This is a genomic window from Nocardioides salarius (genome assembly GCF_016907435.1).
GTDB lineage: Bacteria > Actinomycetota > Actinomycetes > Propionibacteriales > Nocardioidaceae > Nocardioides > Nocardioides salarius.
Genome location: NZ_JAFBBZ010000001.1, coordinates 1822655 through 1835316, shown reverse-complemented (window position 1 = coordinate 1835316; position 12662 = coordinate 1822655). Strand labels below are relative to the sequence as shown.

Annotated in this window: 10 protein-coding genes; 6 read left to right on the top strand and 4 right to left on the bottom strand. The window is 74.7% G+C overall.

From position 1 onward, the window contains the following. Positions 1–64: 64 nt before the first annotated feature. A complete protein-coding gene (locus tag JOE61_RS08875; RefSeq protein ID WP_193669710.1) occupies positions 65–1552 on the bottom strand; it encodes an FAD-binding protein in 1488 nt (495 codons plus the stop codon). Between the two features lie 78 nt (positions 1553–1630). Here JOE61_RS08875 and JOE61_RS08870 point away from each other — a divergent pair, with 78 nt between their 5' ends. After that, positions 1631–3142, top strand: a complete 1512-nt coding sequence (locus JOE61_RS08870; RefSeq protein WP_193669709.1) for a potassium/proton antiporter — start codon at positions 1631–1633, stop codon at positions 3140–3142. A 22-nt stretch (positions 3143–3164) separates the two neighbouring features. Here JOE61_RS08870 and JOE61_RS08865 read toward each other — a convergent pair whose 3' ends face one another. Beyond that, on the bottom strand, positions 3165–3692 hold the full coding sequence (locus JOE61_RS08865; RefSeq protein ID WP_193669708.1) for a LytR C-terminal domain-containing protein: 528 nt from the start codon (positions 3690–3692) through the stop codon (positions 3165–3167). 133 nt (positions 3693–3825) lie between these two features. Further along, the gene (locus JOE61_RS08860) at positions 3826–4086 is read right to left on the bottom strand and encodes a hypothetical protein (RefSeq protein WP_193669804.1); all 261 of its coding nucleotides are present in this window, start codon (positions 4084–4086) and stop codon (positions 3826–3828) included. Positions 4087–4236: 150 nt separating this feature from the next. Between JOE61_RS08860 and JOE61_RS08855 the strand changes: the two genes are divergently transcribed. Continuing rightward, on the top strand, positions 4237–4746 hold the full coding sequence (locus JOE61_RS08855; protein WP_307822893.1) for a nuclear transport factor 2 family protein: 510 nt from the start codon (positions 4237–4239) through the stop codon (positions 4744–4746). 36 nt (positions 4747–4782) lie between these two features. Here JOE61_RS08855 and eccCa read toward each other — a convergent pair whose 3' ends face one another. Continuing rightward, positions 4783–8844, bottom strand: a complete 4062-nt coding sequence (eccCa, locus tag JOE61_RS08850; protein WP_307822892.1) for a type VII secretion protein EccCa — start codon at positions 8842–8844, stop codon at positions 4783–4785. Between the two features lie 120 nt (positions 8845–8964). On the opposite strand from eccCa, the gene JOE61_RS08845 reads away from it, so the two are divergent. From JOE61_RS08845 to eccD, 4 genes are all read left to right on the top strand, one after another. Beyond that, positions 8965–10335 (top strand): ubiquitin family protein, encoded by a 1371-nt coding sequence (locus JOE61_RS08845; RefSeq protein ID WP_193669707.1) that lies wholly within the window; start codon positions 8965–8967, stop codon positions 10333–10335. A gap of 148 nt (positions 10336–10483) precedes the next feature. Continuing rightward, complete coding sequence (locus JOE61_RS08840; RefSeq protein ID WP_193669706.1) at positions 10484–10810, top strand: WXG100 family type VII secretion target; 327 nt, start codon at positions 10484–10486, stop codon at positions 10808–10810. 45 nt (positions 10811–10855) lie between these two features. Further along, on the top strand, positions 10856–11149 hold the full coding sequence (locus JOE61_RS08835) for a WXG100 family type VII secretion target (RefSeq protein ID WP_194624580.1): 294 nt from the start codon (positions 10856–10858) through the stop codon (positions 11147–11149). Positions 11150–11265: 116 nt separating this feature from the next. After that, positions 11266–12660, top strand: coding sequence for a type VII secretion integral membrane protein EccD (gene eccD, locus JOE61_RS08830; protein WP_227491950.1), 1395 nt, complete (start codon positions 11266–11268; stop codon positions 12658–12660). Positions 12661–12662 lie beyond the last annotated feature (2 nt).

Genomic DNA, 12662 nt, shown 5'->3' with positions numbered 1-12662 from the left:
GTTCATCGGGTGCCCGATGGATCTAGCGTCACCCGCACGAAGGTTCAGTCGGGCAGCGCCAGTTTCATCGGGTCCCCGATGAACCATTGCGGGCCAGCTCCGCAGCGGCCAGGCCGGCGCGGCGGCCGAAGAACGAGCCCTCCCCGAGCTGGGTGCCCGAGCAGTAGCCGTTGCCGTCCTGGGCGAGGTTGGAGGCGCAGGCGCCGGCGGCGTACAGCCCGGGCACGGGGGAGGCGTCGTCGCGCAGGGCGCGGCCGTCGACGTCGGTGGCGATGCCGCCGAGAGTGAACCCGGCGTAGAGCGCCTTGCCCAGCCGCAGGTCGAAGACCGCCCAGGGTCCGACCGACTGCGGCGCCAGCCACTGCGGCGCCTTGTGGAGGTCGGGGTCCTCGCCGCGCGCGGCGTGCTCGTCGTAGCGGGCCAGGGTCGCGCGCACCGACCCGTCGGGCAGGCCCAGGGACGTCTCGAGCTCCTCGAGGGTCTCGTAGCCGTCGAGGAGCGGCGCGAGCGGGAAGTCGGGGTACTCCACGTGCTCGCTGTCGACCACGAGGTAGGCCTCGGAGCCCGGCTGGGCCATCACGTGCTGGCTGGTGCGGGAGTGGTAGCTGTCCTCGGCCACGAACCGCTCGCCCCGGTTGTTGATGATCACCCCGGTCAGCAGGGTCGCCGGCGGGTAGACCGGCGCGGTGATGAACGGCTCGTCCATGTGCTGCAGCGCCGCGCCGGCCGAGCGGCCCAGGCGGATTCCCAGCCCGTCGTCGTACGTCGAGCCGAGGGTGAAGAGCTTCTCGCCGAGCGCCGGGGTGTGCTCGGCGACCATGTCGGGGTTCATCACGAAGCCGCCGGCCGCCAGCACCACCGCGCCGGCCAGGACCACGCCGGTGCGGTCGAAGCTGCGCCAGCCCACACCGCGCACCGCCCCGGCCCCGTCGAGCACCAGCGCGGCGGCGCCGGTCTCGTAGCGCACCTCGACCCCGGCCTCCTCGACCCGCTCGCGCAGCAGGTCCATCACCAGCCGGGTGCCCTCGGTGTCGCCGGCGACCGGCACCTTGTGCCCGCGCGGCGCCGGGCGCGCGAGCTCCCGGAACGGCCACACCTTCTCGTTGCCGGTGTACATCAGGCCCTGGGTGCCGGGCTGGATGACGGCCTTCTCGGGGTAGTAGGAGCGCTCGAACTCGAAGCCCAGCGCCTCGAGCCAGTCGAAGTGCGCCACCGAGCCCTCGCAGTAGGCGCGGATCTTGGTCTCGTCGGGGGCCTTCGACGAGGCGGTCAGGTAGGCGACCATGTCCTCGACCGTGTCGTCGTGGCCGGTCGCGCGCTGCACGGCGGTGCCGGCGCCGAGGTAGAAGTGCCCGCCCGACATCGACGACGTGCCCCCGTGCACGGCCGCGCGCTCCAGCAGCAGCACCCGCGCCCCGGCGCGCGCGGCCTCCAGCGCCGCGCAGCCACCGGCGATGCCGAAGCCGACCACCACGACGTCGTACGCCGGGGCGTCGGGCGGGACGCCGGCGGCCGGGATGGTCGCGGGGATGGTGGTGCCGGGGCTGTCCATGGGCCAAATCTAGAACATGTTCCAGTCTGTGGCGACGGTAGGCTGCGACCTCGCGGCCCACCGTCCAGATCGGATGAGATGACCATCGACGTCCAGGCGCTCAACGAGTTCGTCCTCGTGGGCTCCGCGGTGCTGCTGCTCGCCATCCTGGCGGTGCGGCTCTCCAGCCGGGCCGGCCTGCCCAGCCTGCTGGTCTACCTGCTGATGGGCGTGCTGCTGGGGGAGTCCTTCATCGGCGTGCCCTTCGAGGACGCCATGCTCGCCCAGGTCCTCAGCTTCGCGGCCCTGGCGATCATCCTGGCCGAGGGCGGCCTGACCACCAGCTGGCGCGAGACCCGGCCGGTGCTGCGCCTGGGCCTGTCGCTGGCGACGATCGGCACCGTGGTCTCGATCACCGTGGTGGCCGTGGGTGCCCACTACCTGCTCGGGCTCCCCTGGGAGCTCGCGGTCCTCCTGGGCGCGGTCTGCTCGCCCACCGATGCGGCCGCGGTGTTCTCGGTGCTGCGGGTGGTGCCGCTGCCGCGGCGCGTCAGCAGCGCGCTGGAGGCCGAGTCGGGCTTCAACGACGCACCCACCGTCGTGCTGGTCACGCTCATCTCCGTCGGCACCGTCGGTGACCACCACCCCGGCGTGGTGGCACTGATCGTGCTGGGCCAGCTCGTGCTGGGCATCGCGGTCGGCCTGGTCGCCGGCTTCGGCGGCGCCTGGCTGATGCGTCGCGTCGCGCTGCCCACCGCCGGCCTCTACCCGCTGGCGGTGCTGTCCATCGCGCTGCTGGGCTACGGCTCGGCGGCGGTGCTGCAGGGCAGCGGCTTCGCGGCGGTGTACGTCGCCGGGCTGGTGCTGGGCAACTCCGAGCTGCCGCACCGCGCCGCCACCCGCTCCTTCGCCGAGGGCGTCGCCTGGTTGAGCCAGATCGGGCTGTTCGTGGTGCTCGGGCTGCTGCTCAGCCCGGGGCGGATCACGCTCGACACGGTCGGGCTCGCGCTGGCGGCCGGGCTGCTGCTGACCCTGGTGGCCCGGCCGGTCTCGGTGGCCGTGAGCGCCCTGGTGCAGCCGATGCCGCTGCGCGAGCTGTCCTTCATGAGCTGGGCGGGCCTGCGCGGCGCCGTGCCGATCGTGCTGACCACGATCCCGCTGTCGGAGGGGGTCGAGGGCGCCGAGCGCCTCTTCGACCTGGTCTTCGTGATGGTGGTGGTCTTCACCGTCGTCACCGCCCCCAGCCTGCCGCTGGTGGCGCGGCTGCTGCGCGTCGCCCGGCGCTCCGAGCCGCGCGACCTCGAGCTAGAGGCCGCGCCGCTGGAGCGGATCGCGGCCGACCTGCTGCAGATCACCATCAGCCCCGTCTCGCGCCTGCACGGCGTCGAGGTGGGCGAGCTGCGCCTGCCGCCGGGGGCCTCGGTCTCGCTGGTGATCCGCGAGGGTGCGACGCTGGTGCCGGAGCGCTCGACGTCGCTGCGCCACGGCGACGAGCTGCTGGTGGTCACGCCCCGCAAGGTCCGCGAGCGCACCGAGTCGCGGCTGCGCCAGGTCAGCCGCGGCGGGCGGCTGGCGCAGTGGCTGCACGAGGACGACGAGCGCGAGCGCTGAGCCCGCCGCTCGAGGTCGCCGTTCAGCCGGCGGTCGGGGGCGGCGCGACGCAGACCTCGACCTCGTCCTGGACCTTGATCCGCTTGCGTCCCTTGGTGACCTTGTCGAAGCGGTCGCCGACCACGACCACGACGCCGGGAGCGGTCACCTCGCGGTCCACCACCGGCACCTTCTTGCCCAGCGTCGAGAGCACGAGACGCACCTCGGGAGCGTTGCGGTCGGGCGCCCAGACCTGCACGCGCTCGACCTCGGCGTCGCCGGGGGCGTTGCCGCTGGTGCCCTCGGCGTACCCGCGCGCGGAGAGCTGGGACAGCACCCGGGCGGCGAAGCTGCCGCGGTTGCCGGCGTTGAGCACGCTGACCTCGACCTGGTCGGGGTAGAGCTTGTCGCCGGGGCCCAGCGTGGTGGGGGTGCAGCCCTCGGAGGAGCCGGTCGTCTCCGGCAGCGGCTCGGTGGCCGCCGACCAGCCCCAGACGACGCCCACGACCAGGAGCAGGCCCAGGACGGCCAGGGTCAGGGCGGAGCGGGCCGCGGCCGGGATCTCGGTCATCGGCCCACGGGGTCCACGCGCTCGGAGGTCACACCCGGGAGTGTAACGAGGGACCCGGGTGCGCCTCCGAGCGCGCGGTCGCGGCAGTGGTCGCGGCAGTGGTCGTCGCAGTGGTCGTCGCAGGGGTCGCGGGTCAGACCGACCAGCGCACCGCGTCGTCGACCAGGTCGGCCAGCGCGTTGACGCCGCGCAGGTCGGCGCGCTCGCTCATCAGCCGGGTGAGCCCCTCGGAGTGCCGGTCGCGCAGGGCGTTGGCGCGGGCCCGCTCGCGGGCCGGGTCCGGCGCCGTCTCCAGGGCCGGGTCGCGCCGGCCGTGGATCAACGTGAGCTGGGGCGGCGGCGGCTGGGTGCTGCGGGTCGGGGTGTCGGGGGTGGTGCGGAGCTGCTGGGTCATCAGTTCTCCTCGGGTCGGCCATCGCTGGCGGGTGGGTGGTCCCAGCCTCGCCCCGCCAGGTCGCCGGGGTGTTGACGGCAGGTGACGCGGGGGTTTCGGGTTCGGCCGGAGGCCGTGACCTGCGCCACGTCGGTGTCGTAGGTTGCGACCGTGACCGAAACTGATACGCGTTCTAGTCATGGGCGGGACCTCGGCGCCGAGCTCGACCGGCTGCACGCCCTCGAGGACGTGCGCGCGCTCAAGCACCGCTACCTGCGCTGCCTCGACACCAAGCAGTGGCAGGAGTTCGAGGACTGCTTCGTGCCCGACGCGACCGGCGACTACAACGGCCTGGTCTTCGACGACCGTGCCGCGCTGGTCGACTACATGCGCACCCACATGGGCCCGGGCCTGATCTCGCTGCACCAGGCGCACCACCCGGAGGTCGAGGTGCACGGCGAGCTGGCCTCCGGCCGCTGGTACCTGCAGGACAAGGTGATCGTCGCCGAGCACGGCTTCATGCTCGAGGGCGCCGCGATCTACGACGACCGCTACGTGCGCACCCCGCAGGGCTGGCGGATCGCGCACACCGGCTACCGCCGCACCTACGAGGCGACGTACCGGCTCGCCGACCTGCCGGGCCTGCGCGTGCGGGGCCCGGGGGAGCACACGCACGTGTGACCCGAGCGGTGCCGGCGGCGGCCCGACCGCCCGCGCTCAGAGCGTCGGCTCGGTCCAGGCGGTCTGCACGACCTCGGTGCCGCGGTCGCGGGTCAGCAGCCGCCCGCGACCGGGGGCGGTCGGCGTCGGGCGCAGGGTGCCGATGAGCGGGCCCTCGTCGGGTGAGCCCGAGAGCAGCAGGCCCGGCATGGCCAGGTCGCGCAGCGACTGGACCACGGGCTCGTAGAGCGCCCGCGACGCGCCGCCGGAGCGCCGGGCCAGCACCACGTGCAGGCCGACGTCGTGGGCCTGGGCCATCAGCGGTGCCAGCACCTGCACCGGCGAGGACTGCTGGGTGGCGACCAGGTCGTAGTCGTCGACGAGCACGAAGACCTCGGCGCCCTGCCACCACGAGCGGTTGCGCAGCTGGTCGGGGGTGACGTCGGGACCCGGCAGCCGCTGCTGCAGGTAGGCCGCGACGTCGGTGAGCGCCGGGCCCGCCTGGGTCGCGGAGGTGAGGTAGTTGAGCAGGTACTCCTCGGGCACCTCGCCGAGCAGCGAGCGCCGGTAGTCGACGACGATCAGCTGCGCCTGCTGCGGGCTGCGGGTGCGCATCACCTCGTGGGCGTAGGTGCGCAGCAGGGCGCTCTTGCCCGAGCGGCCGTCGCCGAAGACCAGCAGGTGGGGCTCGGTGTCGGGGTCGAGCGCGACCGGGGCGAGCTCCTTCTCGTCGACGCCGAGCAGCAGCGGCCCGCCCGCCTTGGCGGCGTGCTCGGGCTCGGGGTCGACCTGCGCCAGCTCGCGCACCCGCGCGAGGTCGATGCGGTCCGGCAGCAGGCGCAGCTTGGGTCCGCGGGGTCCGGTCCAGGCGCGCCGGACCCGGGCCACCAGGTCCTCGATGCCGTCGCCGAGGGTGGCGCCGTCGTGGTCCGCGTCGACGCGCGGGAGCGCGCCGAGGAAGTGCAGCTTCGACTGCACCAGGCCGCGTCCGGGCCGCCCGGTCGGCACGAGCGCCGCCAGCTTGCGGTCGACCTCGGAGTCGATGTGGTCGCCCAGGCGCAGCTCGAGCCGGGTGCCGAAGACGTCGCGCATCGCTGCGCGGAAGTCCGACCAGCGGGCCGCGCCCGCGACCACGTGCAGCCCGAAGGTCAGGCCCCGCCCGGCGAGCTGCTGCAGCGCGAGCTCGAGGTCGTCGAAGTCGGCGCGCAGCGTGCTCCAGCCGTCGACGACCAGGAACACGTCTCCGTAGCCGTCGTCGACCCGGCCGGCCGCCCGGCGCGCGCGGTAGGTCTCGATGGAGTCGATGCCCTGGGCGCGGAAGTAGGCCTCGCGGCGGTCGACGATGCCGTGCACCTCCGCGACGATGCGGCGTACGACGTCGGGCTCGGAGCGGGTGCCCACCCCGGCCACGTGCGGGAGGTCGACCAGCGGTGCGAAGGTGCCGCCGCCGAAGTCGAGCACGAAGACCTGCGACTCGAGCGGCGTGGTGATGAGCGAGGTGCTGGCCACGATGGTGCGCAGCAGGGTGCTCTTGCCGCTGCGCGGGCCGCCCACCACCGCGACGTGGCCGGCAGCGCCCGCCAGGTCGACCGTGAGCGTGTCGCGGCGCTGCTCGCGCGGCCGGTCGACGGTGCCGAGGGGGATGGCGAGACCGCCGAGCCGGCGCCAGGCCGGGGAGACCAGGCCCAGGGCGGGGTCCTCGACCAGGTCGGGCAGCAGGTCGTCGAGGGTGTCGGGCACGTCGAGCGGCGGCAGCCACACCTGGTGGGCGGCGGGTCCGTGGCCCTGCATCCTGGCCACGGCGACGTCGAGCAGCGAGAGCTGGGTGCCGTCCTGGGTGTCGTCCTGGCCGCTGGCCCGGGTGGTCGGGGGCTCGGGCGGCGCGACCTCCCCGAGCGGCTCCGGCAGCTCGAGCTGCTGGACCTCCGAGATGGTGAAGGGCAGGATGCCCGCCACGTGCCCGCCCTCGTCGCGGCGCACCCGGACGCGGCCGGTCGGCGGCCCCGACACGTAGGCGGCCTTGAAGCGCAGCATGCTGGTCGGGTCGGGCTTGAGGTAGCCCAGGCCCGGCACGGCCGGCAGCTCGTAGGCGTCGGCCACGCCCAGCACCGCACGAGACTCCTGGGCGCTGAAGGTGCGCAGCCCGATCCGGTAGGAGAGGTGCGACTCCAGGCCGCGCAGGCGACCCTCCTCGAGCCGCTGCGAGGCCAGCAGCAGGTGCAGGCCCAGCGAGCGGCCCAGCCGGCCGATGGCCACGAAGAGGTCGATGAACTCCGGCTTGGCCGAGAGCATCTCGGAGAACTCGTCGACCACGATGAACAACGACGGCAGCGGGGCCAGGTCCTCCCCGGCGGCGCGGGCCTTCTCGTAGTCGCGCACCGAGGCGAAGTTGCCGGCCTCGCGCAGCAGCTCCTGCCGGCGCACCATCTCCCCCGAGAGCGCGTCCTGCATGCGGTCGACGAGGGTCAGCTCCTGCGACAGGTTCGTGATCACGGCCGAGACGTGGGGCATCTGCGCCATCCCGGCGAAGGTCGCGCCGCCCTTGAAGTCGACGAGCACCAGGTTGAGCTGCTCGGGGGAGTGGGTGAGGGTGAGGCCGAGCACCAGGGTGCGCAGGAACTCCGACTTGCCCGAGCCGGTGGCGCCGATGGCCAGGCCGTGCGGGCCCATGCCCTGCTGCGCCGACTCCTTGATGTCGAGGTGGACCAGTGCGCCGGACTCGCCCAGGCCGATCGGCACCCGCAGCCGGTCGCGGGCAGGCCGCGGCCGCCAGGCCGCCGCCGGGTCCAGGGTGTGCACGTCGCCGAGCGCCAGCAGCTCCATGAAGTCGGTGGGCCCGGCGATCTCGCCCGTGCCGGCGCCGGCCTCCGCGGCGGAGGTCGAGCCTCCCGACCCCGTGCTGTGCAGCGGGGTGAGTCGGCGGGCGAGCGCCTCCGCGGTGGCCAGGTCGCACTGGTCGGCGCTCGCGCGCACCGGCGCCTCGCGCACCCGCAGCGCCAGCAGCGGCAGCCGGCCGGCGGCGTCGGGCGCCGCGGCCACCTCGAGGCGCAGCCGGGTGGCGTCCTCCAGCTCGTCCCACCGGGTGGGCAGGTCGAGGACCGTCACCCCGTGCAGCCCGTCGGGCGGTACGACGTGGTTGCCGGGCGGCAGCGCGACGCCGTCGGTGACCAGCAGGATGTGCGGGGTGGCCGGCCGCTCGTCGGCCCCGAAGCGGGGCCGGTCGCCGAGGTCGGGGGGCAGCAGGTCGGCGAGGTCGTCGAGCGAGGTGGTGACCATGCGCTGCGCCCCGACGGCGTCGGAGCGCTGCGCCGACAACCCGTGCGGGAGCCACTTGACCCAGTCCCAGTGGGCGAGGTTCTGCTCGGAGGCCAGCACCGCCACCACCAGGTGCTCGGGGGACTGGAAGGTCACCGCCGAGCAGACCAGCGCCCGCGCCAGCGAGCGCGCCGGCTCGTCGGGTCCGCAGACCTCGATCCGGTCGAAGGCGCGCAGGTCGACGGAGGCCGGGAGGTCGGGCTGGTTGCGGTGCACCACCAGCAGCCGGTGCAGGGCGGAGGCCGCCACCGGGTCGACCTGGTCGATGGGGGTGCTGTCGGGCGGCACCAGCGCGAGGGCCAGCTCCTGGCTGCAGCGCCCGTAGCGCACGTGCAGGAACTCCGGGTCGCCCGCACCGTGCTCCCAGACGCGGGTGCGGTCCTCGGCCAGCGCGGGCAGCGCGGCGGGGTCGGGGTGGCGCCAGGTGAGCGCCCGGCGCTGCTGGTCGGCGGCGTCACGGGCCACCTGGCGCACGCTGCCCAGGTAGCGCAGGTACTCGGTGCGCGAGCCGGTGACGCTCTGCGCCCGCTGCTTCCGCTGCCGGTCGATCTGCACCACGATGAAGCCGAGGGTGGCGAAGAGGAACATGCCCGCGGCGATGAAGCTGCGCCCGCCGTTGCCCGACGACTGGCCCATGGTGGCGACCAGCACGATGGAGCCGAGGCTGCCCAGCATCGGGATGGCGTTCATCAGCACGCCGGCCGCGCCCTCGGAGCGGTCGAGCTCGGGCGGGGCCTGGAGCTGGATCTCGCCGGAGGGCATCTCCGGCTCCTCGAGGCGCGGGCCCCGCAAGGTGGTGGTCACTGCTCTCCTCGCTGCTCCGGGCACGCGCTGGGGTGGCCACGTCGCCCGCGCCAAGCACTACCCTGCCTCACCACGGGCCAAACCGTCCTGCACGACGCCCGACCGGGAGCGGAGGTGGTCATGTCGATCGGCGAGGACGCCTCCCAGCGCGTGGCGCTGACGGTGCACGGGCCGGCCGGCGCGGTCGACCTGGTCGTCCCTCTGGTGGCCGGGGTCGCCGACGTCGCGCGCGAGTACGCCGCGCAGGCCGGCCTGCACCGCGTCCCCGCCCTGGGCACCGTCGACGGCCGGCTCCTCGACCCCGACGCGCCGCTGGCGGGCACGGGGCTGCGCAGCGGGGCGCTGCTGGTGGCGCTCGACCCACCGGCGGCGCCCGTGCGCGCGCCGGGCGAGGACCCCGGCGCGACCGCCGACGTCTCCGACCCGACCGTGCCTCTCGGGGCCGGCGCCTGGGTGGGGGTGGCCGCGGGGCTGGCCGGCCTCGCCGGGTGGTGCGCCGCGCGCGTCGACGGCAGCCTGCACCTGGCCAGCGTCGGGGTGCTCGTGCTCGCCGCGCTCGTGGCGGTGCTGCCGGTCGGGCGGTTCGCGGCGTACCGCCTGCCGGTGGCGCCGGCCGCCGCAGCCGCGGCCGCCTTCGCCGTCGTGTGGCAGCCCGAGGTGGTGCTGCGACCCACCGTCGTGGGCGTGAGCGCGCTGGTCGCCGCCCTGGCCGCCGCCGTGGGCCGTGCCCTGTCACGCGCGCAGGAGGAGGCGCTGCGGGTGTGGGTGGTCACCGGCGCGGGGGTCTTCGTGGTCACCGTCGCCGGTGCCCTCGTCGGCGCCCCGACCCCGCTGGTCTGGGGCCTGCTGCTGCTCCTCGCCGTGCTCGCACCACGCTTCGTGCCGGGGCTGGCCGTCGACGTGCCCGACCAGCTTCTGCTCGACCTCGAGCGGTTGGCGGTCACCGCCTGGTCGGCCCGCGAGCGTCCTGCCGGGCGGCGAGGGCGCACCCTGGTCGCGCCCGAGGCCGTGGCGGCCGTGGCCGCCTCCGGCGCCCGGACGGTGACGGCGGCCTGTGCCGGCGTGCTGGTCGTGGCCGCGGTCGCCGCGACCGGTCTCCTCGGCTCCGTCGAGGCCGAGGTCGACGTCGTGGGCGCCCGGCTGATGGTGCTCTTCGCCGGGGCCGCCGTGCTGCTGGCCGCGCGCAGCTACCGGCACCGCGCCGCCCGGGCGCTGCTGCGGCTCGCCGGGCTGACCTGCTGGGCCGCGTTGGGCTGGTCCGTCGCACCGGCCCTCCAGGGCTCCCTGGGGATGGCGCTGGCCCTGGCCGCGGTGGTGCTCGCCGGGCTGGTCGTGGTCGTGGCCGTGGCGACCGGCCGCGGCTGGCGCTCGCCGTGGTGGGCGCGCCGGGCGGAGGTGGCCGAGGGGCTGTCCACGGCGCTCGCCCTGGCCGCCCTGGTCGTGGCGTCCGGTTTCTTCCGCGGCCTGTGGGAAACCATCCCCGACGTTTAGAGGGTAAAGACGGGGGTAGAGGACTGCCCGACAGCTCCATGCCGGGTCCGCGAGGAAGACACGTATCGGCCCGCAGGCTGAGCGAACATCCAGCGCACCCAACGCAGACTCCCGCAGCGGCGACGCCGCGCGGGGTGAGGAGCAGGACATGAGCAACGAGTACGGACAGGGCGAGAAGACCCTCAGCCGCGCGGCCGGCATGGTCGCGCAGGCGCGCGGCGAGTTCGACGCCATCAGCAAGAACCTGATGGGCAACGTCGAGTCGATGCGCGCGCAGTGGGGCGGGCAGGGGTCGGTGGCCTTCCAGACGCTGGCGATGGCCTGGGGCGAGAAGCAGCAGAAGATCGTCAGCGCCCTCAACGAGTTCGAGTCGAACCTGGTCACCACCGAGAAGGACAACATGGCCACCGACGACTCCCAGTCCTCGGCCATGACGTCGCTGCAGAACAGCCTGGGCCAGCTGCCCAACGGCTGAGCCACCCCTCGACCCACCTTCCACGGACCAGGAGAACAACCGATGATGAACGACGGCATCCGCGTCAACCACGCCGGCCTCGACACCGGCGCGAGCGACCTCGCCACCGGGGTCAAGCAGATCGAGGACCGCATGAACCGCCTCGAGGACGACCTCAAGGAGCTCAAGGGCGCCTGGGTCGGCAACGCCAAGGACTCCTACACGGTCGCCAAGGCCAAGTGGGACCAGGCGATCCTCGAGATGAAGGACCTGCTGCAGAAGACGAGCCTGGCGGTCTCGCAGGCCAACCAGGACTACCGCTCGGCCGACCAGCGCGGCGCATCTCTGTTCAACGGCTGATCCAGCGCCGAGCACGATCCCACGACCAGGGGGCCGGCACCGCGAGGTGCCGGCCCCCTGGCGCCGTGGCGCAGTAGCATCACCGTCCGGTCGACACCCCCGGTGAGGGAGACGAGATGAGCCCCCAGATGAGCCCGGCGCCCGCGAGCGCCACCGCCCTGGTGCGCGTGACCGTCGCCTCCGGCAGCCGCCGCGTCGACCTGGTCCTGCCCGGCGCGGTGCCGCTGGCCGAGATGGTCCCCGAGCTGGCCCGCAGCGTGGGGCTCCTCGACCCGATGACGGTGCACGGCGGCTACCGGGTGCGCACGGCCGAGGGTCGGCTCCTGGCCACCGACGCCGGACTGGTGGTCCAGGGGGTCGAGGACGGCGCCCTGCTCGCCGTCACCGCGGGGGTCGACGACCCGGCGCCCCGGGTCTACGACGACGTGGTCGAGGCGATGACCGACGTCGTCGAGCGCGACCTGCGCCCCTGGTCGCCGGCGTCTGGGCGGCTCACGGCGCTGGGTGCGGCGGGGCTGCTGATGGCGATGGGCGCCGCCGCGCTGCTGGTGCAGAGCGACACGGTGCTGGCCGGCAGCGCGGCGGGCGTCGTCGCCGCGGTGCTGGTGGCGGGCTCGGTGGTGCTGTCCCGGGCGCAGGGCGAGCCCGAGGCCGCCGTCGCGGTCGCCTGGATGGCCACGGCGTACGCCGCTGTCGCGGGGCTGCTGCTCGCCCTCGACAGCGCGCCCCTGGGCACCGCCGGGCCGGGCGACCTCTCCGGTGCGGCCGTGGCCGCTGGGGGGCTCGGTGCGGTCCTGGCGGGGCTGGTCGCGCTGCTCGGCCTCGGCGACGGCCGCGCCCTGGTGCTGCCCCCGGTGGTCGTCGGCGCCGCGTTCTGCGTGGTCGGGCTGGTGCTGCGAGCCGGCGGCGGCGTCGACGTGGGCGTGCTGCTGGCGACCCTGCTCGTGCTCGTCGTGCTGATGGGCAGCCTCTTCCCGTGGCTGGCGCTGGGGATGACGGGGGCCCGGGTGGAGCAGATCTACAGCACCGCCGACATCACCGCCGACCCCGACGACGTCGACCCCGACCAGGTCGGCCGCGAGGCCCGGCTGGCCCACGAGATCCTGCTGGCCATCACCGCGACCGTCGGGCTGCTGCTGGTGCTGGTCGCCCCGGTCGCCGTCGACCTCGGTCTCTCCGGCACCATGCTGGCGCTGGTCTGCTGCGGCGTGGTGATGCTGCGCACCCGCCAGTACCGCGCCGGGAGCGAGGTCCTGGTCGGCCTGGTCGCCGGCATCGCCGGGCTCGCCTCGGTCGCGGTCGCGCTGCTGTGGTTGCAGCCGCAGTGGCGACCCACGACCGCGCTGGTGCTCGCGAGCGCGGGGGCGGTGCTGCTGGCCGTCACGCTGCTGCCCGGCCCGCCGTCGGTGCGCCGCGGACGCCTGGGCGACGTCGCCGAGAGCCTGTGCCTGCTGGCCCTGGTGCCGCTGGCCCTGCTCGCCACCGGCGTGTTCTCGGCGATCGCGGGCTGAGC

Bases quoted from the DNA above. Each gene is read 5' to 3' on its own strand.
- JOE61_RS08875 (WP_193669710.1), bottom strand. From the start codon at position 1,552: ATGGACAGCCCCGGCACCACCATCCCCGCGACCATCCCGGCCGCCGGC.
- JOE61_RS08870 (WP_193669709.1), top strand. From the start codon at position 1,631: ATGACCATCGACGTCCAGGCGCTCAACGAGTTCGTCCTCGTGGGCTCC.
- JOE61_RS08865 (WP_193669708.1), bottom strand. From the start codon at position 3,692: ATGACCGAGATCCCGGCCGCGGCCCGCTCCGCCCTGACCCTGGCCGTC.
- JOE61_RS08860 (WP_193669804.1), bottom strand. From the start codon at position 4,086: ATGACCCAGCAGCTCCGCACCACCCCCGACACCCCGACCCGCAGCACC.
- JOE61_RS08845 (WP_193669707.1), top strand. From the start codon at position 8,965: ATGTCGATCGGCGAGGACGCCTCCCAGCGCGTGGCGCTGACGGTGCAC.
- JOE61_RS08840 (WP_193669706.1), top strand. From the start codon at position 10,484: ATGAGCAACGAGTACGGACAGGGCGAGAAGACCCTCAGCCGCGCGGCC.
- JOE61_RS08835 (WP_194624580.1), top strand. From the start codon at position 10,856: ATGAACGACGGCATCCGCGTCAACCACGCCGGCCTCGACACCGGCGCG.
- eccD (WP_227491950.1), top strand. From the start codon at position 11,266: ATGAGCCCCCAGATGAGCCCGGCGCCCGCGAGCGCCACCGCCCTGGTG.